22 protein-coding genes are annotated in these 20,534 nt (G+C 67.8%); 19 read left to right on the top strand and 3 right to left on the bottom strand.

Going from position 1 to position 20,534, the window contains the following annotated elements; translation table 11 throughout:
• Positions 1-2 precede the first annotated feature (2 nt).
• Positions 3-1,406, bottom strand: coding sequence for a sensor histidine kinase (locus MKD38_RS14860; protein ID WP_252677877.1), 1,404 nt, complete (start codon positions 1,404-1,406; stop codon positions 3-5).
• 345 nt (positions 1,407-1,751) lie between these two features.
• Here MKD38_RS14860 and MKD38_RS14865 point away from each other — a divergent pair, with 345 nt between their 5' ends.
• Both MKD38_RS14865 and MKD38_RS14870 read left to right on the top strand, forming a co-directional pair.
• A complete protein-coding gene (locus MKD38_RS14865; RefSeq protein ID WP_010812883.1) occupies positions 1,752-1,919 on the top strand; it encodes a DUF1328 domain-containing protein in 168 nt (55 codons plus the stop codon).
• A gap of 53 nt (positions 1,920-1,972) precedes the next feature.
• Complete coding sequence (locus tag MKD38_RS14870; RefSeq protein ID WP_116381706.1) at positions 1,973-2,401, top strand: DUF883 family protein; 429 nt, start codon at positions 1,973-1,975, stop codon at positions 2,399-2,401.
• A gap of 193 nt (positions 2,402-2,594) precedes the next feature.
• On the opposite strand, the gene MKD38_RS14875 is transcribed toward MKD38_RS14870, so the two are convergent.
• Complete coding sequence (locus MKD38_RS14875; RefSeq protein WP_115703022.1) at positions 2,595-2,918, bottom strand: DUF1840 domain-containing protein; 324 nt, start codon at positions 2,916-2,918, stop codon at positions 2,595-2,597.
• Positions 2,919-3,196: 278 nt separating this feature from the next.
• Here MKD38_RS14875 and argS point away from each other — a divergent pair, with 278 nt between their 5' ends.
• From argS to MKD38_RS14900, 5 genes are all read left to right on the top strand, one after another.
• Complete coding sequence (gene argS, locus MKD38_RS14880; protein WP_252677878.1) at positions 3,197-4,984, top strand: arginine--tRNA ligase; 1,788 nt, start codon at positions 3,197-3,199, stop codon at positions 4,982-4,984.
• 100 nt (positions 4,985-5,084) lie between these two features.
• Entirely contained in the window at positions 5,085-5,798 is a 714-nt protein-coding gene (locus MKD38_RS14885; RefSeq protein ID WP_252677879.1) for an SPOR domain-containing protein, read from the top strand.
• A gap of 137 nt (positions 5,799-5,935) precedes the next feature.
• Positions 5,936-6,571, top strand: coding sequence for a thiol:disulfide interchange protein DsbA/DsbL (locus MKD38_RS14890; RefSeq protein ID WP_252677880.1), 636 nt, complete (start codon positions 5,936-5,938; stop codon positions 6,569-6,571).
• A 97-nt stretch (positions 6,572-6,668) separates the two neighbouring features.
• The gene (locus MKD38_RS14895) at positions 6,669-7,475 is read left to right on the top strand and encodes an SDR family oxidoreductase (RefSeq protein ID WP_252677881.1); all 807 of its coding nucleotides are present in this window, start codon (positions 6,669-6,671) and stop codon (positions 7,473-7,475) included.
• Position 7,476: 1 nt separating this feature from the next.
• Positions 7,477-8,310 carry a helical backbone metal receptor gene (locus tag MKD38_RS14900; protein WP_252677883.1) on the top strand — a complete coding sequence of 278 codons (834 nt, stop codon included), beginning with the start codon at positions 7,477-7,479 and terminating at the stop codon, positions 8,308-8,310.
• Between the two features lie 5 nt (positions 8,311-8,315).
• On the opposite strand, the gene MKD38_RS14905 is transcribed toward MKD38_RS14900, so the two are convergent.
• Positions 8,316-9,392, bottom strand: coding sequence for an MBL fold metallo-hydrolase (locus MKD38_RS14905; protein WP_252677885.1), 1,077 nt, complete (start codon positions 9,390-9,392; stop codon positions 8,316-8,318).
• Positions 9,393-9,601: 209 nt separating this feature from the next.
• Here MKD38_RS14905 and MKD38_RS14910 point away from each other — a divergent pair, with 209 nt between their 5' ends.
• The 12 genes from MKD38_RS14910 to MKD38_RS14965 all read left to right on the top strand — a co-directional run bounded on the left by MKD38_RS14910 (position 9,602) and on the right by MKD38_RS14965 (position 20,333).
• Positions 9,602-10,042 (top strand): MerR family transcriptional regulator, encoded by a 441-nt coding sequence (locus MKD38_RS14910; protein WP_252677887.1) that lies wholly within the window; start codon positions 9,602-9,604, stop codon positions 10,040-10,042.
• A gap of 123 nt (positions 10,043-10,165) precedes the next feature.
• On the top strand, positions 10,166-10,642 hold the full coding sequence (locus MKD38_RS14915; protein WP_111520512.1) for a PaaI family thioesterase: 477 nt from the start codon (positions 10,166-10,168) through the stop codon (positions 10,640-10,642).
• Between the two features lie 59 nt (positions 10,643-10,701).
• Positions 10,702-11,883 (top strand): isovaleryl-CoA dehydrogenase, encoded by a 1,182-nt coding sequence (locus MKD38_RS14920; RefSeq protein WP_252677889.1) that lies wholly within the window; start codon positions 10,702-10,704, stop codon positions 11,881-11,883.
• A gap of 120 nt (positions 11,884-12,003) precedes the next feature.
• Positions 12,004-13,851: a bifunctional isocitrate dehydrogenase kinase/phosphatase gene (gene aceK / locus MKD38_RS14925; protein WP_252677890.1), complete on the top strand. Its 1,848-nt coding sequence runs from the start codon at positions 12,004-12,006 to the stop codon at positions 13,849-13,851.
• Positions 13,848-14,519 (top strand): carbonate dehydratase, encoded by a 672-nt coding sequence (gene can / locus MKD38_RS14930; protein ID WP_252677891.1) that lies wholly within the window; start codon positions 13,848-13,850, stop codon positions 14,517-14,519. Before aceK ends, can begins: the two co-directional genes overlap by 4 nt.
• A gap of 52 nt (positions 14,520-14,571) precedes the next feature.
• Positions 14,572-15,750, top strand: a complete 1,179-nt coding sequence (locus MKD38_RS14935) for an acetyl-CoA C-acetyltransferase (RefSeq protein WP_252677892.1) — start codon at positions 14,572-14,574, stop codon at positions 15,748-15,750.
• A 176-nt stretch (positions 15,751-15,926) separates the two neighbouring features.
• Entirely contained in the window at positions 15,927-16,607 is a 681-nt protein-coding gene (locus tag MKD38_RS14940; protein WP_062796281.1) for an SDR family oxidoreductase, read from the top strand.
• A 31-nt stretch (positions 16,608-16,638) separates the two neighbouring features.
• Entirely contained in the window at positions 16,639-17,769 is a 1,131-nt protein-coding gene (locus MKD38_RS14945) for an acyl-CoA dehydrogenase family protein (protein ID WP_252677893.1), read from the top strand.
• Positions 17,770-17,864: 95 nt separating this feature from the next.
• Positions 17,865-18,521 carry a 2-hydroxychromene-2-carboxylate isomerase gene (locus MKD38_RS14950; protein ID WP_252677894.1) on the top strand — a complete coding sequence of 219 codons (657 nt, stop codon included), beginning with the start codon at positions 17,865-17,867 and terminating at the stop codon, positions 18,519-18,521.
• Positions 18,518-19,204, top strand: coding sequence for an HAD family hydrolase (locus MKD38_RS14955; protein WP_115663316.1), 687 nt, complete (start codon positions 18,518-18,520; stop codon positions 19,202-19,204). The genes MKD38_RS14950 and MKD38_RS14955 overlap by 4 nt, the downstream gene beginning before the upstream one ends.
• Positions 19,201-19,659 (top strand): YchJ family protein, encoded by a 459-nt coding sequence (locus tag MKD38_RS14960; protein WP_252677895.1) that lies wholly within the window; start codon positions 19,201-19,203, stop codon positions 19,657-19,659. The genes MKD38_RS14955 and MKD38_RS14960 overlap by 4 nt, the downstream gene beginning before the upstream one ends.
• The gene (locus MKD38_RS14965; protein WP_252677897.1) at positions 19,656-20,333 is read left to right on the top strand and encodes a glutathione S-transferase family protein; all 678 of its coding nucleotides are present in this window, start codon (positions 19,656-19,658) and stop codon (positions 20,331-20,333) included. The genes MKD38_RS14960 and MKD38_RS14965 overlap by 4 nt, the downstream gene beginning before the upstream one ends.
• Positions 20,334-20,534: the final 201 nt, after the last annotated feature.

Genomic DNA, 20,534 nt, shown 5'->3' on the forward strand with positions numbered 1-20,534 from the left:
ATTCAGGCCCGTGCCGGCTCAGGACTCTCGGGTTCTTCGGCGGGCGCCAGCACCGATGCGGTCAGCGGCACCTCGATCCGGATCCGTACCCCCTCATCCGGCGACGAATCGATCTGCATGCTGCCGCCCAGCGCGGTGACGCGCTGCTCCATCCCCAGCAAGCCGTGGTGGCCGGCCGTGCTGCCGGCGTCGAAGTCCGGCGGCAGGCCCTTGCCGTCGTCACGCACGGTCAGCGTCAGCAGCTCGCCCTGGCACGCCAGCGCCACCTCGACGTGCCGGGCCTCGGAGTACTTGCTGGCATTGGTCAGGGATTCCTGCACGATGCGGTACAGCGCGATCGCGGCTTCGTCGCGCAGCGCCGGCAGGTCTTCGGGCACGCTGACGTCGATCTCCCAGTTGTTGCGCGCGCCCACTTCCTCGACCAGTTGAGTGACTGCCGCGCGCAGGCCGAGGTTGAGCAGCACGGTGGGGCGCAGGTCCTCGATCAGGCGGCGCTTGATCTGGATGCCCTGGTCCACGTGCAGCATCACGCGCGTCAGGCGCTCGGCCGCGACCGGCTGGTCCGCCTGTACCTTGCGGCGCACCCAGTGCAGGTCCAGCTTGATCGCGGTCAGGATCGCGCCCAGTTCGTCATGCAGTTCGCGCGCGAGCCGGGTCTTCTCGTCTTCGGTCACGCGTTGCAGGTGGCCCGCCAGCGCCGACAGCTGGCGTGTGCGCGCGCGCACCTTGCGGTCCAGCCGCACGCTTTCCTCTTCCAGCTGCGTGCGCACCGCCTCGGCCATCGCCAGCCGCTTGGCGTGGCCGATGCCGACCGCCATCAACAGGATGATGTTGATGGCGGTGAGCAGGCCGATGCCGTAGCGCGACAGCTGCACGTCGTTCTCCGCGCCCTCGAGCCGGTGCGAGACCGCGCCGGCCTCGCGCGCCTGCAGCTGGTCGAGCCCGCGGCGCGCGTTGTCCATGGTCTGCTTGCCGTAGTCGGTGCGGATCAGGTCCAGCGCCACTTCCAGGTCGCGCTTGCCGTACACCAGCGTCAGCGCCATCTCGTTGAGCTTGCTGTTGACCAGCTTGGAGGTGTCGCCGAACTGCTTCAGGCCTTCCGGGTCATTGGCGTAGCCCGCGCGGATCTGCGCCATCAGCTCGGCGATGCGCGGCAGCGCCTTGTAGTACGGTTCCAGGTAGCTTTCCTTGCCGGTCAGCAGGAAGCCGCGCTGGCCGGCCTCGGCATTGACCAGCTCGCCGTTGAGCGCGGCCAGCTCGGTCTGCAGGCGCTGCGAGCGGATCACGTCGGTATAGCTTTCGCGCAGGCGGATATTGCCGGTTTCCGACGCCACCAGCACCGCCAGGGTCAGCAGGATGCCGCCGGCGAGCAACAGCGTGTGAGGGAGAAATGACTGCTTGAACATGGGGCAATTCCTATGGTGAAGGCGCGCTCGCCCGCCGCGGCGCCAAGGGAGGGCCCATGGAATCACATCGACCGCCATGGGTCAACCCGGCGCGGCCGCCGGCTCCCGGCTCCGGGGTCGCGCTTCGCGCCAGCACGGCAGCCCCGTTGTACGCGCTGCGCGGGGCCCACGTGGCGCCCGGCAGGCGTTGTAGGACTTGGCTGACAGCGGAATCGGCTGCCTGTCGGTATTGGCACGAAGCGTGGCTTTCTACGATGAGGCTATGAGCTTGCACCCGTTGGCGCAAGCCTCACATGGGCCCCGCCAGTGCGCCTGGCCTGGTCCGAAATCTTCGGGAGCCTAGCCATGCTGCAATATGCACTCGTATTTTTCGTCATCGCCCTGATCGCCGCGATTTTCGGCTTCGGCGGGATTGCCGCCGGCGCCGTGGAAATCGCCAAGATCCTGTTCTTCATCTTCCTGGTCGTGGCGCTGGTCGCCGCGGTGATGGGCCTCGTCCGCAGGGGACGATGAACCGGCGCAAGCCGGCCTGACCCCCTAGACCGAACCGACCCTGAGGAGACCGTATGCTGACGCAGAACCCCAAAGTCCGGAAGGAACTGAACCACCTGTCCGACAGTGCCGACAGTGCGATCCGCCATATCAAGCATGCCGCGCGCGATACGCGCGAGGCCGCGGTGCCGGTGTCCAGCGAAGTCAAGTCGCTGATCTCGCAGCTCGAGCACACCATCCAGGTGTTGGCGCGCGAGGGCTCTGCCGAGAGCCTGCAGGCCGGCCACCGCCTGCGCGAACGCGCCAGCGACATGGCGCATCGCCTGCGCGCCCAGACCGCCGACGGCATGATGCGGGCGCGCGAACGCATGGATGGCGCGGTGGTGCAGGCCCAGCACCGCGTGGCCGAATCCCCGTTGAAGGCGGTGGCGATTGCCGCGGCCGTCGGCGCGGTGATCGGGCTGCTGCTGGCCAACGGCCGGCACCATGCCGATGAGGAATAAGCGCGCGGACTAGCCGACAACACTGATCCGGAGACCCGCCTGGCGCGCCAGCCGGGCTCCGCCGGAATTCCCCCCTTTCCGGAACCCTCGTCCGGAAGCCCGGTCGCCAGCTGTGGTGCCGGGTGTTTTTTTATCCGCGGGCTGTGGACTGGCGCGCAGCGGCGCTCGATGCCCTGCTGCCAGCAGGCCCTGCTCAGACGCCCCAGAGGACATTGGCCCCTTCGCGCTGCGAGGCGCGCAGCATGTCGAGGAAGGGATAGGCGCGCTGGCCCAGGTGCAGCGGCTCTTCCTCTTCTTCCTCGGCATCGGGCCGAGCCTCGATGGCCGTGTCGGCCGGATGGGCGCGGCGCGCATCGGCCACGGCTGCCTCAAGCTTGTGGATCGCGTGCGGCAGTTCTTCGACGGTGATCACCCCCCGTTCCCCGAGATGCTTGCCGATGATGCCCAGGAGCGTCACGGCCAGATCCTTCATCATGATCAGGTCTTGCGCGGCGTGGGATTTGAAGGTGATCAGCATGATGGTTTTTCCTTTCACGGGGGACGGTGGGCGGCGTCCCCGGGGGCGGGATGCCGCGCCGGTTCGGGCACGGTCTGGTGGGGCGGCGGGAGCGGATTGTGGTCCGTGGCCGTCCTTGCGCATGATGTCAGCATAGCACCTGATAAAATTGCGCGTTCCCGATTCCCATGCCTGTCACGCGGCGCGGCGTTGATTCGCCGTCACTTGCCGTGGTCGTGGCACCGGCGCGGCCCGCAGGGACCGTGCCCGAATACCAGCCCACAGGGCTTCCGACATCCATGCTGCCTGTTCAGACCTCCAATCTTGCCGCCGCGTTCACCGATGCCGTGCGCGCGCTCGCCCCGGCCGATGCCACCTTGCCCGCCGTGACCTTCGAGCGGCCCAAGGTGGCCGCCCATGGCGACCTTGCCTGCAATGTCGCGATGCAGGTCGCGCGCGCGCTCAAGAGCAATCCGCGCGAGCTGGCGCAGCGCATCGTCGCCGCGGTGCAGGCCGATGCGCGCGCGCAGGAGCTGGTCGCGACCATGGAGATCGCCGGACCCGGCTTCATCAACCTGCGCCTGACGCCGGCGGCCAAGGCCGAGGTGCTGCGCGCGGTGCTGGACCAGGGCAACCACTACGGCGCGCGCGAGCGCGGCGTGCATGGCCAGGTGCTGGTGGAGTTCGTCTCGGCCAACCCGACCGGCCCGCTGCACGTCGGCCACGGCCGCCAGGCGGCGCTGGGCGATGCGCTCGCCAACCTGCTGTCGTGGCAAGGCTGGCACGTGCACCGCGAGTTCTACTACAACGACGCCGGCGTGCAGATCCAGACCCTGGCGCTGTCGGTGCAGGCGCGCGCGCGCGGCCTCAAGCCGGGCGATGCCAGCTGGCCGGAGGCCGCCTACAACGGCGACTACATCGCCGACATCGCCGCCGACTTCCTCGCCGGCAAGACCGTCAGCGCCTCCGACGGCGAGCCGGTGACCGCGTCGGGCAATGTCGAGGACATCGACTCGATCCGCAAGTTCGCCGTGACCTACCTGCGCAACGAGCAGGACATCGACCTGCAGGCCTTCGGCGTCAAGTTCGACCGCTACTACCTGGAGTCGTCGCTGTACAGCGACGGCCGCGTCGACGCCGCGGTGCAGTCGCTGATCGGTAAAGGCAAGACCTACGAGAGCGAGGGTGCGCTGTGGCTGCGCACCACCGACGACGGCGACGACAAGGACCGCGTGATGAAGAAGAGCGACGGCACCTATACCTATTTCGTGCCGGACGTGGCCTACCACACTACCAAGTGGGAGCGCGGCTTCACCAAGGTCATCAACGTGCAGGGCAGCGACCACCACGGCACCATCGCCCGCGTTCGCGCCGGCCTGCAGGGCCTGGACCTCGGCATCCCGCAGGGCTATCCCGACTACGTGCTGCACAAGATGGTGACCGTGATGAAGAATGGCGAGGAGGTCAAGATCTCCAAGCGCGCCGGCTCCTACGTCACCGTGCGCGACCTGATCGAATGGTCCAACGGCGGCGACGAGACCATCCGCGGTTGCCTGGACGGCGGCGTGGCCGACTGGCCAACGCACTTCACCCGCGGGCGCGACGCGGTGCGCTTTTTCCTGCTGTCGCGCAAGGCCGATACCGAGTTCGTGTTCGATGTCGACCTGGCGCTCAAGCAGAACGACGAGAACCCGGTGTACTACGTCCAGTACGCCCATGCCCGCATCTGCTCGATCTTCGAGTCGTGGGGCGGCGCGGACTGGGAAGCGCGCCTGGCCGAGCTGGCCGGCGCCGACCTGGCGGCCGTGACCGGGGCCGAAGCCAGCGCCCAGGCGCTGGCGCTGGGACAGCGCCTGGCCGAGTTCCCGGACATGCTGTCGGCCGCCGCAGCCGAACTGGCGCCGCACGCGGTGGCCTTCTACCTGCGCGACCTGGCCGGCGACTTCCACGCCTTCTACAACGCCGACCGCGTGCTGGTCGACGACGAAGCCGTCAAGCGCGCCCGCCTGGCGCTGCTGGCCGCCACGCGCCAGGTGCTGCGCAACGGCCTGGCGGTGATCGGGGTGTCCGCCCCGCGCCGCATGTAAGCACGCAGCCGGCGCCCGGCACCCGCCGGTCCCGGGGACGATCCAGTGCGGCCGGCGGCGGCACTGGCTCTATAATCCCGGCATCACCGAAGAGGACTTCATGCAACAGCAACGCAAGCGCGAGTCGCGCAATGTCCGCCGCAGCCAGCAGCGCGGCGGTACGTTCCTGGGCCTGGTGCTCGGGCTGATCGTCGGGCTGGCCATCGCCGTGGTGGTCGCCCTGTACATCACCAAGTCGCCGACGCCGTTCCAGCAGAAACACGCCCCCCGGCCGAGCGAGCCCGGCAACGTCACCAGCCAGCTGCCGGCCCCGGCCCAGCGTGCCGACGAAGGCCCGAGCGACCCGAACAAGCCGCTGTGGAGCAAGACCCCGGCCAAGCCGGTGGGCCAGGCGCCGGAGCCCGAGCCCAAGCAGAACGGCCAGCCGCCGGTGGCGACCCGCCCGGCGGAAAAGCCGGTGGACAAGCCGCTGGACAAGCCCGTCGAGAAGCCGGCGGACAAGCCGCTCGCCACCAAGCCCGCCGAGAAGCCGGTGTCCGACCCGATCGCCGAGATCGCCCAGGCCGACGCGCACAAGGTGGGCTACCTGCTGCAGGTGGGCGCGTTCCGCTCGTCGGACGATGCCGACCGCCAGAAGGCCAACCTGGCGATGCAGGGCTTCGAGGCCCGCATCACCGAGCGTGACGTCAACGGGGTCAAGATGTACCGGGTGCGCCTGGGGCCGTTCAACCGCATCGACGACATGAACAAGGCACGCGACCGGCTGCAGTCGTCCGGTTTCGAGGCCTCGGTGATCCGCTTTACCAAGCAGTAGGCGGCACCGCTTAATACGCGGTAACCGCCGCAACACCGCAGCAACAGGTTCCCGCCAGTAGCGGCGGGCGCGCCGATGAACCGGGTGCCGCCGCCGCTGTCATACGCTCATCGTCCAAACCGCAAGGCCGTTCTCAAATGAAAAAACTCGCCGCACTGTTCGCCATGTTCGCCGCCGTGGGCGGCCTGCTGATGTCCGCCCCGTCGCAGGCGGCACCCACCGAAGGCAAGGAGTACCAGGTCCTGAAAACGCCCCAGCCGGTCGCGGCGGGCAAGATCGAGGTGACCGAGTTCTTCTGGTATGGCTGCCCGCACTGCTATGACTTCGAGCCCGACCTGGAAGCCTGGGTCAAGAAGCAGGGCGGCAATGTGGTGTTCAAGCGCGTGCCGGTCGCGTTCCGCGACGACCTGCTGCCGCACACCAAGATCTTCTACGCGCTGGAAGCCATCGGCAAGCTCGACGCCATGCATATGAAGGTCTTCAACGCCATCCACGTGGACCGCAAGCGCCTGACCGACACCAACGAGATCGCCGATTTCATGGCCAAGAACGGCGTCGACCGCAAGGCCTTCCTCGATGCATACAACTCGTTCACGGTGACGACCAACTCGCAGCGCGCCAACAAGATCGCCGACGCCTACAAGATCGACGGCGTGCCGACCGTGGTGGTGCAGGGCAAGTACATGACCTCGCCGTCGATCGCCGGCAACAAGCAGGGCGCGGTGCAGACCATGGATTACCTGGTGGAGCAGATCAAGGCGAAGAAACTTTGATGGGCTGAGGGTTTGCTCCCAGGCAGGGGGCACCTGTGGCAAGCCAAACGGCTGGTATCCTGTACCAGCCGTTTTTTCATTCAGAGTTTCCGTCCTCATGCGTCCCCTCAAAGTCTTCCTCACCGGCGCCTCCAGCGGCCTGGGCCAGGCGCTGGCGCGCGAATACGCCGCGCAGGGCGCCATCCTTGGCCTGGTGGCGCGGCGCGAGGACGCGTTGCGCCAGTTCGTGGCCACCTTGCCCAATCCGGGCGCGGTGCGCGTCTATGGCGCCGACGTGCGCGATGCCGAGGCGATGGCGCGGGCGGCGGACGACTTCCTCGGCCATTTCGGCTGCCCGGATGTGGTGATCGCCAATGCCGGGGTCTCGGTTGGCACCGTCGCCAGCGAGCGCGAGGACCTGGACGCCTTCCGCCAGGTGATGGACACCAACTGGTTCGGCGTGCTGACCACCTTCCAGCCGTTCCTGCATGCGATGCAGGCGCGCGAGCCCGGCCACTTCGGACGGCGCGGCACGCTGGTGGGCATCGCCAGCGTGGCCGGCGTACGCGGGCTGCCGGGGGCCGGGGCCTACAGCGCCTCCAAGTCGGCGGTGATCAAGCTGCTCGAAAGCCTGCGGCTGGAGCAGCGCCGCCACGACATCCGCGTGGTCACCATCGCGCCCGGCTATATCCGCACGCCGATGACCGCGCACAACCCGTACCGCATGCCGTTCCTGACCGATGCCGACGTATTCGCGCGCAAGGCCGTGCGCGTGATCGCGGCGGGCCGGCGCTTCCGCGTGATCCCGTGGCCGATGGGCGTGGTGGCGGCGCTGCTGCACGTGATGCCGCGCTGGCTGTACGACGCGCTCGCCGCGGGCGCGCCGCGCAAGCCGCGCCGTGCCGACGCACCCCGGGAGCCCTGAGATGTGGCGCGACGCCATCGGCCAGCAGCATGCCGCCGCCACCGGCGTGGTGCGGATCGCCTCGCTGGTGCCGTCGGTGACCGAGCTGCTGTTCGCGCTCGGGCTGGCGCGGCAGATGGTGGCGCGCACCGGCTTCTGCATCCACCCGGAACCGGCGGTGCGCGCGGTGCCCAAGGTGGGCGGCACCAAGGACGTCAACGTGGCGCGGCTGCGCGAGCTGGCGCCCACCCATGTAGTGGTCAATATCGACGAGAACCGGCGCGAGACCGTGGACGAGATCCGTGCCTTCGTGCCCAACGTGATCGTCACCCATCCGTGCGCGCCCGAGGACAACCTCGAGCTGTACCGGCTGCTGGGCGGCATCTTCGGCTGCCATGCCGAGGCCGAGTCGCTGTGCGCGGCGCTGCAGGCGCAACTGGATGCGATCCGCGCGCGGCCATGGCCGGCGCGCCGCGTGCTGTACGCGATCTGGCAGGACCCCTGGATGACGGTGTCGCGCGACACCTATATCAGCCGCATGCTGGCGCTGGCCAACTGGCAGACCTGGCCTGCCGGCGCGGATATCGTCCAGGCCTGCGAAGGCGGCGACTGCAGCCGTCCCAACGCGCCCGGCGAGCGCTATCCGACCTTCCGCTGGAGCGACGCGCTGGTGCGCGAGCTCGACCTGGTACTGCTGTCGACCGAGCCCTACCGCTTCACCGAAGACCACGCCGACGCGCTCGAGCGCCAGCTCGGCAAGCCGGTGCTGCTGGTCGACGGCGAGATGCTGTCGTGGTACGGCAGCCGCGCCGTCGACGGGGTGCGCTACCTGGCGGCGCTCGCGGCCGCCAACTGAGGCGCTCAGGCGGCGCGGAAGCGGATCACGCCGTCGTCGCCGGTTTCGCGCACCAGCTCGCCGCGGTGCCACAGGCAGTGCAGGTGGGCCAGCGACTCGCCCATGGCGAAGGTCATCTGGTGGATGTCGAACTGGCGCTTGAAGATCACGCTGACGATATCGTGCGCGCAGCAGGGCTTCTCGCGGCACGCCTCCAGCGTTTCGGCGAGGCGGTCGGCGTGGTGCTCGCGCAGCTGCAGGATGCGGGTATGCAGGTTGCGGAACGGGCGGCCGTGCGACGGCAGGATCAGCACGTCCTGCGGCAGCGGCTCGTACTTGCTTAGCGAATCCAGGTAGAGCTGCAGCGAATTGGCCTCGGGTTCCATGTCGAACACGCTGACATTGGTCGAGATGCGCGGCAGCACCATGTCGCCGGAGATCAGCACATTGGTGGCGGCGTTATACAGCGCCACATGCTCGGGCGAATGGCCAAAGCCGGTAATCACGCGCCAGCCGGCGGTGGCCGGGTCGGTGCCGATCCGTACCGTGTCGCCTTCCATCAGACGGCGGTAATGCGTCGGCAGGTCCGGCACCAGCGACGGGTAATAGGTCTTGCGTGCGCGCAGCTTTTCCTGGCTGTCGGCATCGGTCAGGCCATGCAGCGCGAAATGCGCGGCGGCCGCTTCGCCGCCGGCGCTGGAGCCGGCCCCGGTGCCGCTGCCCATCACCCGCGCGCTCATGTAGTCGCCCAGGCTCATCCACAGGCGCACGTCGAAACGCCGGCACAGCCAGTGCGCCAGGCCGACGTGGTCGGGGTGGCTGTGCGTGACCAGCACGCGCACCACTGGCAGCCCTTCCAGCTCGTTGGCGAAGATGGTTTCCCAGTGCGCCTTGATGGTGTCGTTGGTGATGCCGCAGTCGACGATGGTCCAGCCCTCGCGCCCGTCCAGGCGGTCGCGCAGCAGCCACAGGTTGATATGGTCGAGCGCGAACGGCAGCGGCATGCGCAGCCAGTAGACGCCCGGGGCGACTTCCTGCTTGCTGCCGGGCGCGGGCATGGTGTCGCCGAACGGGTATTGGAGCTGGTGTTCGAGTGCGTTCATGAGGAGTCTCGTGGTCGAAGCCTGGCGGCGGGGCGCGGGCTTTCTCGTTCTGCCGGCACGTCCCCATGGTGCGCGAGGGGGGCGTGCAAGCACCGGTTGCCAGTCGATCTGGTTGACGCTAACGTAAACGTCAATCATACGGTTCGTTTCCATCTTAAGCGAAAACTTGACTTCGCAACGAACGACCGTTCACTTTCTTTGGTCAGGCCATGTCAGCGACGCCAGCGGCGGCTTCCGCCACCTACACCATTACCGATCTCGCGCGTGAGTTCGACGTCACGCCGCGTGCCATCCGCTTCTACGAGGACCAGGGCCTGCTGTCGCCGCAGCGCGAAGGGCCGGGCGGGCGCAAGCGCGTCTACAACGGCCGCGAGCGGACCCGGCTGAAGCTGACGCTGCGTGGCAAGAGGTTGGGGCTTACTCTCAATGAGATCCGCGAGATCCTTGATCTTTATGAATCGCCGCGCGATACCGCCCCGCAACTGGACCGGTTCCTGGTCGCGCTCGCCGGCCACCGCCGCGCGCTCGAGCGCCAGATGGAAGACCTGCAGGCGCAGCTGGCCGAGATCGACCAGCACGAGCGCCAGTGCAGGGCCTTGCTGGCGGCGCAGAGCGGCGACGATGCGCAGGACCAGACCCATGCCGCCTGAGCGGCATTTGCGCACGCCTCCGTGCGATCCGGCATTGACGTTTACGTAAACGTAAATAGAATAGCCGGACAGCGCGTTGGCCGTGCGCTGTCCATCAAGACAGGCCCCACACCGGAACCCGCCATGACCGCCTCCCTCGCCCATGCCGTGCCCGCTGAACCCGAACCGCTGTCCGCCGCGCGGGCCGACGCCATTGCCACCAGTTTCTCGCGCCAGGGGCTGATGCGCACCTTCGGCGCCGAGCTGGCGCGCGTGCAGCGCGGCGAGGTGGAACTGGCGATGCCGTGGTCCGAGGGCGTGACCCAGCAGCACGGCTTTTTCCACGGCGGCGTGGTTGGCGCGCTGGCCGACAGCGCCTGCGGCTATGCCGCGCTGACGCTGGTCGGCGAAGAAGAGGCGGGCCTGACCGCCGAGTACAAGATCAACCTGCTGTCCCCCGCCCAGGGCGAACGCCTGGTGGCGGTGGGGCGGGTACTCAAGCCCGGGCGCACGCTGATCGTGGCGCAGGGCGATGTCTACGTCGAGCAGCAAGGCCGCCGCAAGCCGGTGGCGACCATGCTGATGACGCTGTGCGTGGTCAAGACGCTGGGCCACGTCTGAACCGATCGATCCGGCGAACCCGGAACTCACCGACACACCGATTCCTACAGGAGACCATCATGACTGAATTGCCAGGCCTGAAATTCGATCTGGGCGAAGACATCGAAATGCTGCGCGGCGCCGTGCGCGACTGGGCCCAGGCCGAGCTGGCCCCGCGCGCGGCCGAGATCGACCGCACCGACCAGTTCCCGATGGACGCCTGGAAGAAGATGGGCGACCTGGGCGTGCTCGGCATCACGGTGGCCGAGGAGTACGGCGGCGCCAACATGGGCTACCTGGCCCACATGATCGCGATGGAGGAAATCAGCCGCGCCTCGGCCTCGGTGGGCCTGTCGTACGGCGCGCATTCCAACCTGTGCGTGAACCAGATCCATCGCAACGGCACGCCGGCGCAGAAGGCCAGGTACCTGCCCAAGCTGGTCTCGGGCGAGTGGATCGGCGCGCTGGCGATGAGCGAGCCCAACGCCGGCTCCGACGTGGTCAGCATGAAGCTGCGTGCGCAACTGAAGGGCGACCGCTACGTGCTGAACGGCACCAAGATGTGGATTACCAACGGCCCGGACTGCGACGTGCTGGTGGTGTACGCCAAGACCGAGCCCGAGCTGGGCGCGCGCGGCATGACCGCGTTTATCGTCGAAAAGGGCATGAAGGGCTTCTCGGTGGCGCAGAAGCTGGACAAGCTCGGCATGCGCGGCTCGCACACCGGCGAGCTGGTGTTCCAGGACGTCGAGGTGCCGGTCGAGAACATCCTGGGTGCCGAGAACGGCGGCGCCAAGGTGCTGATGAGCGGCCTGGACTACGAGCGCGCGGTGCTGTCGGGCGGCCCGGTCGGCATCATGCAGGCGTGCATGGACGTGGTCACGCCGTATATCCACGACCGCAAGCAGTTCGGCCAGAGCATCGGCGAATTCCAGCTGATCCAGGGCAAGGTGGCCGACATGTACACCACGCTGCAGGCGGCGCGCAGCTACCTGTACACGGTCGGCAAGAACCTCGACGCGCTCGGTAGCGACCACGTGCGCCAGGTGCGCAAGGACTGCGCTGCGGTGATCCTGTACACGGCCGAGAAGGCCACCTGGATGGCGGGCGAGACCGTGCAGATCCTGGGCGGCAATGGCTATATCAACGAGTACCCGGCCGGGCGCCTGTGGCGCGATGCCAAGCTGTACGAGATCGGCGCCGGCACCTCCGAGATCCGCCGCATGCTGATCGGGCGCGAGCTGTTCGCGGAAACGATGTAACGGAGCGCGGGACGCCGGAATCACCTCCGGCGTCCCCGGGCATCCGGGGTCCTGGCCCGGAACCCATTTACAATCTCACTACCCGTCGCAAGACCGTCACGCAGTCGTCCCCGTCGACCCATGTCCCACTTCCCCAAACTGCTCTCCTCGCAGATTGCCTACGATGTGGCGAGAACGATGCTCGACGGGTTCGACAAGCACTACCGCCTGTTCCGCGAGGTCAGCCACCAGGCCAAGCTGAAGTTCGAGGCCGGCGACTGGCACGGGCTGCAGCAGATCCAGCGCGACCGCATTGCCTTCTACAACGAGCGCGTGCGCGAGTCCAGCGTGATCCTGGAAGACGAGTACGACGCCGAGAACATCGAGGACGAGATCTGGCAGCAGATCAAGCTGCACTACATCGGGTTGCTGACCAACCACCACCAGCCCGAGCTGGCCGAGACCTTCTTCAACTCGGTGTGCACGCGCATCCTGCACCGCTCGTACTTCAACAACGATTTCATCTTCGTGCGCCCGGCGATCTCGACCGAGTACATCGAGAACGAGGAATCGCCGACGCGCCCGACCTTCCGCGCCTACTATCCGGGCAGCCGCGACGGCATGGCCGCGTGCTTCGAGCGCATCGTCCACAATTTCCAGCTCGAGCGCCCGTTCGAGGACCTGCAGCGCGACATCGGCTACGTGGTGCGCGCCGTCGGCGAGCATTTCGGCGACCTGCGCATCGCGCCGAATTTCCAGATCCATACGCTGTCGTCGCTGTTCTTCCGCAACAAGGCGGCCTTCATCATCGGCCGCATCGTGAACGGCGACCGCACCTTCCCGCTGGCGATCCCGATCCTGCACGGGCCCTCGGGCCAGCTGGTGCTCGACACCGTGCTGCTGAAGAAGGAACAGCTGCTGATCCTGTTCTCGTTCACGCATTCCTACTTCATGGTCGACATGGAGATCCCGTCGGCCTACGTGACCTTCCTGCGCGACATCATGCCGCGCAAGCCGCGCGCGGAAATCTATACCTCGCTGGGCTTGCAGAAGCAGGGCAAGAACCTGTTCTACCGCGATTTCCTGCACCACCTGCAGCATTCGTCGGATAAGTTCATCGTCGCCCCCGGCATCCGCGGGCTGGTGATGCTGGTGTTCACGCTGCCGTCGTACCCGTACGTGTTCAAGGTGATCCGCGATGTTTTCCCGGCGCCCAAGGAAACCACGCGCGAGCTGGTCAAGTCGAAGTACCAGCTGGTCAAGCAGCACGACCGCGTCGGCCGCATGGCGGATACGCTGGAATACTCCGACGTGGCCTTCCCGCTGTCGCGCTTCGACGATGCGCTGGTGCGCGAGTTCGAGCAGCACGCGCCCTCGATGATCGAATACCAGCGCGCCAAGGACGGCGGCGAAGAGATCGTGGTGCGCCACGTCTATATCGAGCGCCGCATGACGCCGCTGAACATCTACCTGCAGGAGGGCTCCGACGCGCAGGTCGAGCACGGCGTGATCGAATACGGCAACGCGATCAAGGAGCTGATCGCGGCGAACATCTTCCCGGGCGACATGCTGTACAAGAACTTTGGCGTCACGCGCCACGGCCGCGTGGTGTTCTACGACTACGACGAGATCGAGTACCTGACCGACTGCAACATCCGCCACGTGCCGCAGCCGCGCAACGAGGAAGAGGAGATGTCGGGCGAAGTCTGGTACACCGTGCGTCCGCACGACATCTTTCCCGAAACCTTCCGCACCTTCCTGCTGGGCGATCCGCGCGTAGGCGCGGCGTTCCTGCGCCACCATGCGGATTTTTTTGACCCTGCCATGTGGCAGAGCCACAAGGACCGGCTGCTGGCCGGACATGTCCATGACTTTTTTGCCTATCACGCTTCAGAGCGATTCATCCACCGCTACGGCGCTGCTGCCGAGCCGCCTGCCACACCGTCCGTCACGCAGCCCGCTGCCGGCCCTGCAAGGAGAGTCGCATGAATGACGCCATCGCCCAGCTGTTCCGCAACAACCGCGACTGGGTCGACCGCGTCAATGCGGAAGACCCCGCCTTCTTCACCCGCCTGGCCAACCAGCAGGCGCCGGAATACCTGTGGATCGGCTGCTCCGATTCGCGCGTGCCGGCCAACCAGATCCTGGGCCTGGCCCCGGGCGAGGTGTTCGTCCACCGCAACATCGCCAACGTGATCGCGCACAGCGACCTGAACGCGCTGTCGGTGATCCAGTTCGCGGTGGAAGTGCTCAAGGTGCGCCATATCACCGTGGTCGGCCACTACGGCTGCGGCGGCGTCAAGGTCGCGCTCAAGCGCGAGCGCATCGGCCTGGCCGACAACTGGCTGCGCCATGTGCGCGACGTGGCCGACAAGCATGAGTCCTACCTCGGCACCATCCTGCGCGAGGAAGACGCCCATACCCGGCTGTGCGAGCTCAACGTGATCGAGCAGGTCAACAACGTCTGCCAGACCACCGTGATCCAGGACGCCTGGGCCGGCGGCCAGGCCATCACCGTGCACGGCTGGATCTACGGCGTGTCCGACGGCCTGCTGCGCGACCTGGGCATGGCCGCCAGCAACAACGACGAGCTGCACGAGCAACTGGCCGCGGCCTACCGCCAGTACGGCGACCCGCCGCAGGCGTCGATCCGCTGACGCTTTTATCCGACACCACTGAACGCTTACTTACCGATCCAGGAGACCCGACATGGAAGAGATCGTCATCGTTTCAGCCGCCCGCACGCCGATGGCTGCGTTCCAGGGCGAATTCGCCAGCGTCACCGCGCCGCAGCTCGGCGCCGTGGCCATCCGCGCCGCGGTCGAGCGCGCCGGGCTCAAGCCCGAGCAGGTAGAGGAAGTGGTATTCGGCTGCGTGCTGCCCGCCGGCCAGGGCCAGGCGCCCGCGCGCCAGGCCGCGCTGGGTGCGGGCCTGCCGCTCAGCGTGGGCTGCACCACGGTCAACAAGATGTGCGGCTCGGGCATGCGCGCGGCCATGACCGTCTATGACGGCCTGGTCGCGGGCTCGTTCGAGATCGCGGTCGCCGGCGGCATGGAAAGCATGACCAACGCGCCGTACCTGATCCCCAAGGGACGCGGCGGCTACCGCATCGGCCACGGCATGATCTATGACCACATGATGCTGGACGGCCTGGAAGACGCCTACGACAAGGGCCGCGCCATGGGCACCTTCGGCGAGGACTGCGCCGCCAAGTACGGCTTCACGCGCCAGCAGCAGGACGAGTTCGCGATCGACAGCGTGCGCCGCGCGCAGCAGGCCACCGAGAACGGCGACTTCCGCTGGGAGATCGCGCCGGTGACGGTATCGGGCAAGGGCGGCGACACCGTCATCGATACCGACGAGGGCCCGCGCCGCATCAAGCTCGACAAGATCCCGTCGCTCAAGCCGGCGTTTGCCAAGGACGGCACCATCACCGCGGCCTCGTCGTCGTCGATCAACGACGGCGCCTCGGCGCTGGTGATGATGCGCGCCTCGACCGCGAAGGCGCTGGGGCTGCAGCCGATCGCGCGCATGCTGGGCCACACCACCCATGCGCAGGCGCCGGGCTGGTTCACCACCGCGCCGGTCGAGGCCATTGCCAAGCTGTACCGCAAGCTGGACTGGAACACCGACAGCGTCGACCTGTTCGAGATCAACGAGGCCTTCGCCGTGGTGCCGATGGCGGCCATGCACGACCTCAAGATCCCGCGCGACAAGGTCAACATCCACGGCGGCGCCTGCGCGCTGGGCCACCCGATCGGCGCCTCGGGCGCGCGCATCATGACCACGCTGATCGGCGCGCTGCGCAAGACCGGCGGCAAGCGCGGCGTGGCCAGCCTGTGCATCGGCGGCGGGGAGGCGACGGCGGTGGGGATCGAGATTCTGTAAGCCTGTCCCAAGTCCCGCTTGTTTTCTCCCCTCTCCCGCGCGCGGGAGAGGGGCGGGGGAGAGGGCAGGCGCAGGCATACCGAAAAGCCGCACTTCGAGCCAGCGCCGGCCCTCTCCCCCAACCCCTCTCCCATAAATGGGAGAGGGGAGCGAAACCAGAAAAAGGAGGCCCACCCTTGCCAACCGCCCTCATCCTCGGTGCCTCGCGCGGCATCGGCCTTGAATTCGTGCGCCAGTACCGTGCCGACGGCTGGCGCGTCATCGCGGCGGCGCGCACGCCCGAAGGCGTCGGTGCGCTGGAGGCGCTCGGCGCCGAGGCGCACCAGGCCGACCTGTCCGATGCCGGCGCGGTGGCGGGCCTGGGCTGGAAGCTCGATGGCGAGGCGCTCGACGTCGCGGTGTACAACGCCGGCGTGATGGGACCGCGCACCGAAAGCGCGCAGCCGGTCACGCCGCCGGAGTTCGACCGCGTCATGCATGTCAACGTGCTGGGGCCGATGATGGCGCTGCCGTTGCTGCTGCCCTATGTCGAGGCCGGGCAGTCCGGCCATGGCGGCGTGCTGGCGGTGCTGTCCTCGCGCATGGGCAGCATCGGCGCGATGGAGCACAGCACCAGCTGGCTGTACCGCGTCAGCAAGGCGGGCGCCAACGCCGCGCTGCGTGCGGTGGCGCTGGATGCGCGCCATGCCACCTGCGTCGCGCTGCATCCGGGCTGGGTCAAGACCGACATGGGCGGACAGGAGGCCGACCTGACCGTGCAGCAGAGCGTCAAGGGCATGCGCCAGGTGCTGGCCAGCGTCAAGCGCCGCGACAACGGCACCTTCCACAACTACGACGGCACGCCCATCCCCTGGTAAGGGCGTCCGCACACTTCATCACCGAACCGACATGCTGCTGACCCCCGAACAGGAAATGATCCGCGACGCCGTGCGCCAGTTCGCGCAGGAAGTGATCGCGCCGCAGGCCGCGCAGTGGGACCGCGACAAGACCTTCCCCAAGGACGTGCACCGCGAGCTGGCAGCGCTGGGCGCCTACGGCGTGGCGGTGCCGGAGCAGTATGGCGGCGCCGGGCTCGATTATCTGTCGCTGGCGCTGATCCTGGAGGAGATCGCGGCGGGCGACGGCGGCACCTCCACCGTCATCAGCGTCAACAACTGCCCGGTGTGCAGCATGCTGATGTCGTTCGCCAGCGAGGCGCAGAAGCAGCAGTGGCTGGTGCCGCTGGCGCGTGGCGAGATGCTGGGCGCGTTCTGCCTGACCGAGCCGCACGTGGGCTCCGATGCCGCGGCGCTTCGCACCACGGCGGTCCGCGACGGCGACCACTACGTGCTCAACGGCGTCAAGCAGTTCATCACCAGCGGCCAGAACGCCGACGTCGCGATCGTGCTGGCGGTGACCGACAAGGCCGCCGGCAAGCGCGGCATCAGCGCCTTCATCGTGCCGACCTCGACCCCGGGCTACGTGGTCGCGCGGCTCGAGGACAAGCTCGGCCAGCATTCGTCCGACACCGCGCAGATCCTGTTCGAGGACTGCCGCGTGCCGGCCGCCAACCTGCTCGGCGACGAGGGCGGCGGCTACAAGATGGCGCTGTCGGGGCTGGAGGGCGGCCGCATCGGCATTGCCTCGCAGAGCATCGGCATGGCGCGCGCCGCGTTTGAAGCGGCGCTTGCGTATGCCAAGGAACGGGAGAGTTTCGGCCAGCCGCTGTTCCAGCACCAGGCAGTGCAGTTCCGCCTGGCCGAGATGGCCACGCGCATCGACGTCGCGCGCCAGATGGTGTGGCACGCCGCCGTGCTGCGCGATGCCGGGCGCCCCTGTCTGAAGGAGGCGGCGATGGCCAAGCTGTTCGCCAGCGAGATGGCCGAGCGGGTCTGTTCCGACGCGATCCAGGTGTTCGGCGGCTACGGCTACGTCAGCGACTTCCCGGTCGAGCGCATCTACCGCGACGTGCGCGTGTGCCAGATCTACGAGGGCACCAGCGACATCCAGAAGATCCTGATCGCGCGCGCGCTGGCCTAGCGCCGCCATTTGCGCGTACGATGAGCAGGCGTGCCGCGCCGGCGTCACGTCTTCCCGCAACCGGACCTGCCACCACAAGAATAGGGCCCCCGACAATGACCGCAGCGATCGACTTCTACTTTGATTTCTCTTCGCCGTACGGCTATTTCGCCAGCACCCGTATCGACGACCTGGCGCAGAAGTACGGGCGCAACGTCGCCTGGCATCCGATCCTGCTGGGCGTGGTGTTCAAGACCACCGGCGCGTCGCCGCTGCCGCAGCTCCCGCTCAAGGGCGACTACAGCTGGCGCGACTTCGAGCGCACCGCGCGTTTCCACGGCATCGACTACAAGCGCCCCACGCATTTCCCGCTGCCGACCACGCATGCCGCGCGCGCCATGCTGTGGCTGCAGAACCATCACGGCGACGACCTGGCCGCGGCCTTCGCCCGCTCGATGTACCGCGCGCTGTTCGTCGACGACATCAACATCGCCGAGCCGGCCGAGATCATGAAGCTGGCCGAGCCGCTGGGCGTGGACGTGCAGGCGCTCGATGCCGGCGCCACCAGCTACCAGATCAAGGACCAGCTCAAGGCCGAGATCGAGGTGGCGATGGCCAAGGGCGTGTTCGGCTCGCCCTTCGTCATCGTCGACGGCGAGCCGTTCTGGGGCTTCGACCGCTTCGACCAGGTCGAGGCCCACCTGAAGAGCCGCCGCCAGACCGAGCTCAGGGCCGTGCCCAACCTCGATACCAAGGAAAAGAAACCCGCATGACTGCAGCAACCCCTGGCCATTCCGGCCGCTTCGATTGTGTGATCTTCGATTGCGACGGCGTGCTCGTCGACAGCGAGCCCATCGTCAACCGCGTGCTCAACCAGATGCTGAACGAACTCGGCATCGAGATCTCGCTGGAAGACTCCACGCGCCTGTTCCTGGGCCGCGCGGTGCGCGAGGAACTGGACATGATCGAACGCATGCGCGGCGCGCCGCTGCCCGAGAACTGGCTGTCGACCTGGCTGGCGCGCCGCAATGCGGTGCTGGAAGAAGAGGTCGCGGCGGTGGCGCATGTGCGCGAGGCCATCCGCGCGGTTGCCGCCACCGGCATGCCGGTGTGCGTGGCGTCGGGCGCGGACCGCGTCAAGGTCAAGCTGCAGCTGACCAAGACCGGGCTGGTCGAGTTGTTCCAGCAGGACCAGCGCGAGCATATCTTCTCGGCCACCGAGGTGGCGCGCAGCAAGCCCGCACCGGACGTGTACCTGCTGGCCGCGCGCACCATGGGGGTCGAGCCCGCACGCTGCGCCGTGGTGGAAGACAGCCCGACCGGCGTGACCGCGGGCGTGGCGGCCGGCATGACGGTGTTCGGCTACGCCGCGCGCAATGATGCCGCGCAGCTGCGCGAGGCCGGCGCGCGCACCATCTTCACCGATATGCGCGAGCTGCCGGAGCTGGTGGGATGACGGGCACAGGGGCGGCGAAGGCAACCAAGGCGGCGCAGCGCCTGCCCAAGGCCGGCCCGGTGCCGTGCCCGTGCGGCAGCGCTGACTATGACGCCTGCTGCGGCCGCTTTCACCGCGGCGAGGCGCTGCCGCCCAATGCCGAGGCGCTGATGCGCTCGCGCTACAGCGCCTATGTGCTGAACGATATCGACTGGCTGCGCCAGACCTGGCATGCGTCGACCTGTCCGGCCGACCTGGTGCCCGACACCGCGACGCGCTGGCTCGGCCTGGCGGTCAAGGCGCATGCGCAGCAGGACGACACGCATGCCGAAGTGGAATTCGTGGCGCGCTACAAGGTAGGTGGGCGCGCCTGGCGGCTGCATGAGCGCAGCCGCTTTGTCTGCGAGGCGCGCGCCCCGGGCGAGGCGCCGCGCTGGCTTTATGTGGATGGCGACATCATCGGGGAGACACCATGAGCATCGACAGGCAGAACGAGCCCGAGTACCTGCTGTATTGCTTTGCCCAGTCCGGCAACGCCTACAAGGTGGCGCAACTGCTGGAAACCGTCGGCGTGCAGCGCGGTCAGCCTTTGTGGCGGGCGCGCTTTGTCGATTTCTTCAACGGCGAGACCCGCACCCCGGAATACCGCGCCATCAACGTGATGGGCGAGGTGCCGGTGCTGGAGTTTGGCGACCAGCGCCTGTCGCAGTCCGGCGCCATCCTCGAGACGCTGGCCGCGCGCCTGGATGCGTTCGGCCCGCGCAACGAAACCGAGCGCGCCGAGGTGCTGCGCTGGCTGCTGTTCGACAACCACAAGTTCACCTCGTACACCGCCACGTATCGCTTCATGCGCACCTTCGCCAGGGCGCCCGATCCCGCCGTGCTGGAGTTCTTCCGCGCGCGCTGCGAAGGCGCGTGGAACGTGCTGAACGCGCACCTGGACGGGCGCGGCTTCGTGCTGGGCGAGCGCCCCACCATCGCCGACTTCTCGCTGGCGGGCTACGTCTTCTTCGATGACGAGATCGGCGTGCACTGGCGCAAGGAATATCCGCATATCCACGCGTGGACCGAGCGCTTCCGCGACTTGCCGGGCTGGAAGCATCCCTATGAGCTGATGCCCGGGCATCCGTTGCCGAAGGCAGCCAGCTGAGCCCGGCCGCGGCGGGACGGCACCAGACGGTTCACCACCCTATCTGCCAGCAAGAGACTCCGAGATGCCCACGCTCGAAAGCAAACTCAACGCCCGCTCCGAATCCTTCAAGGCCAATGCCGAAGCCATGCGCGCGCTGGTGGCCGACCTCAAGGCGAAGATCGCCAGGCTGGCCGAAGGCGGCGGCGCCGACGCGCGCAC

Origin of the sequence: Cupriavidus sp. WGlv3, from assembly GCF_023952475.1 — a bacterium.
GTDB classification, from domain to species: domain Bacteria; phylum Pseudomonadota; class Gammaproteobacteria; order Burkholderiales; family Burkholderiaceae; genus Cupriavidus; species Cupriavidus phytorum.

What these genes read in the sequence shown, in the direction of transcription:
- MKD38_RS14860 (WP_252677877.1), bottom strand. Translation starts at nt 1,406, where the DNA reads ATGTTCAAGCAGTCATTTCTCCCTCACACGCTGTTGCTCGCCGGCGGC.
- MKD38_RS14865 (WP_010812883.1), top strand. Translation starts at nt 1,752, where the DNA reads ATGCTGCAATATGCACTCGTATTTTTCGTCATCGCCCTGATCGCCGCG.
- MKD38_RS14870 (WP_116381706.1), top strand. Translation starts at nt 1,973, where the DNA reads ATGCTGACGCAGAACCCCAAAGTCCGGAAGGAACTGAACCACCTGTCC.
- MKD38_RS14875 (WP_115703022.1), bottom strand. Translation starts at nt 2,918, where the DNA reads ATGCTGATCACCTTCAAATCCCACGCCGCGCAAGACCTGATCATGATG.
- argS (WP_252677878.1), top strand. Translation starts at nt 3,197, where the DNA reads ATGCTGCCTGTTCAGACCTCCAATCTTGCCGCCGCGTTCACCGATGCC.
- MKD38_RS14885 (WP_252677879.1), top strand. Translation starts at nt 5,085, where the DNA reads ATGCAACAGCAACGCAAGCGCGAGTCGCGCAATGTCCGCCGCAGCCAG.
- MKD38_RS14890 (WP_252677880.1), top strand. Translation starts at nt 5,936, where the DNA reads ATGAAAAAACTCGCCGCACTGTTCGCCATGTTCGCCGCCGTGGGCGGC.
- MKD38_RS14895 (WP_252677881.1), top strand. Translation starts at nt 6,669, where the DNA reads ATGCGTCCCCTCAAAGTCTTCCTCACCGGCGCCTCCAGCGGCCTGGGC.
- MKD38_RS14900 (WP_252677883.1), top strand. Translation starts at nt 7,477, where the DNA reads ATGTGGCGCGACGCCATCGGCCAGCAGCATGCCGCCGCCACCGGCGTG.
- MKD38_RS14905 (WP_252677885.1), bottom strand. Translation starts at nt 9,392, where the DNA reads ATGAACGCACTCGAACACCAGCTCCAATACCCGTTCGGCGACACCATG.
- MKD38_RS14910 (WP_252677887.1), top strand. Translation starts at nt 9,602, where the DNA reads ATGTCAGCGACGCCAGCGGCGGCTTCCGCCACCTACACCATTACCGAT.
- MKD38_RS14915 (WP_111520512.1), top strand. Translation starts at nt 10,166, where the DNA reads ATGACCGCCTCCCTCGCCCATGCCGTGCCCGCTGAACCCGAACCGCTG.
- MKD38_RS14920 (WP_252677889.1), top strand. Translation starts at nt 10,702, where the DNA reads ATGACTGAATTGCCAGGCCTGAAATTCGATCTGGGCGAAGACATCGAA.
- aceK (WP_252677890.1), top strand. Translation starts at nt 12,004, where the DNA reads ATGTCCCACTTCCCCAAACTGCTCTCCTCGCAGATTGCCTACGATGTG.
- can (WP_252677891.1), top strand. Translation starts at nt 13,848, where the DNA reads ATGAATGACGCCATCGCCCAGCTGTTCCGCAACAACCGCGACTGGGTC.
- MKD38_RS14935 (WP_252677892.1), top strand. Translation starts at nt 14,572, where the DNA reads ATGGAAGAGATCGTCATCGTTTCAGCCGCCCGCACGCCGATGGCTGCG.
- MKD38_RS14945 (WP_252677893.1), top strand. Translation starts at nt 16,639, where the DNA reads ATGCTGCTGACCCCCGAACAGGAAATGATCCGCGACGCCGTGCGCCAG.
- MKD38_RS14950 (WP_252677894.1), top strand. Translation starts at nt 17,865, where the DNA reads ATGACCGCAGCGATCGACTTCTACTTTGATTTCTCTTCGCCGTACGGC.
- MKD38_RS14955 (WP_115663316.1), top strand. Translation starts at nt 18,518, where the DNA reads ATGACTGCAGCAACCCCTGGCCATTCCGGCCGCTTCGATTGTGTGATC.
- MKD38_RS14960 (WP_252677895.1), top strand. Translation starts at nt 19,201, where the DNA reads ATGACGGGCACAGGGGCGGCGAAGGCAACCAAGGCGGCGCAGCGCCTG.
- MKD38_RS14965 (WP_252677897.1), top strand. Translation starts at nt 19,656, where the DNA reads ATGAGCATCGACAGGCAGAACGAGCCCGAGTACCTGCTGTATTGCTTT.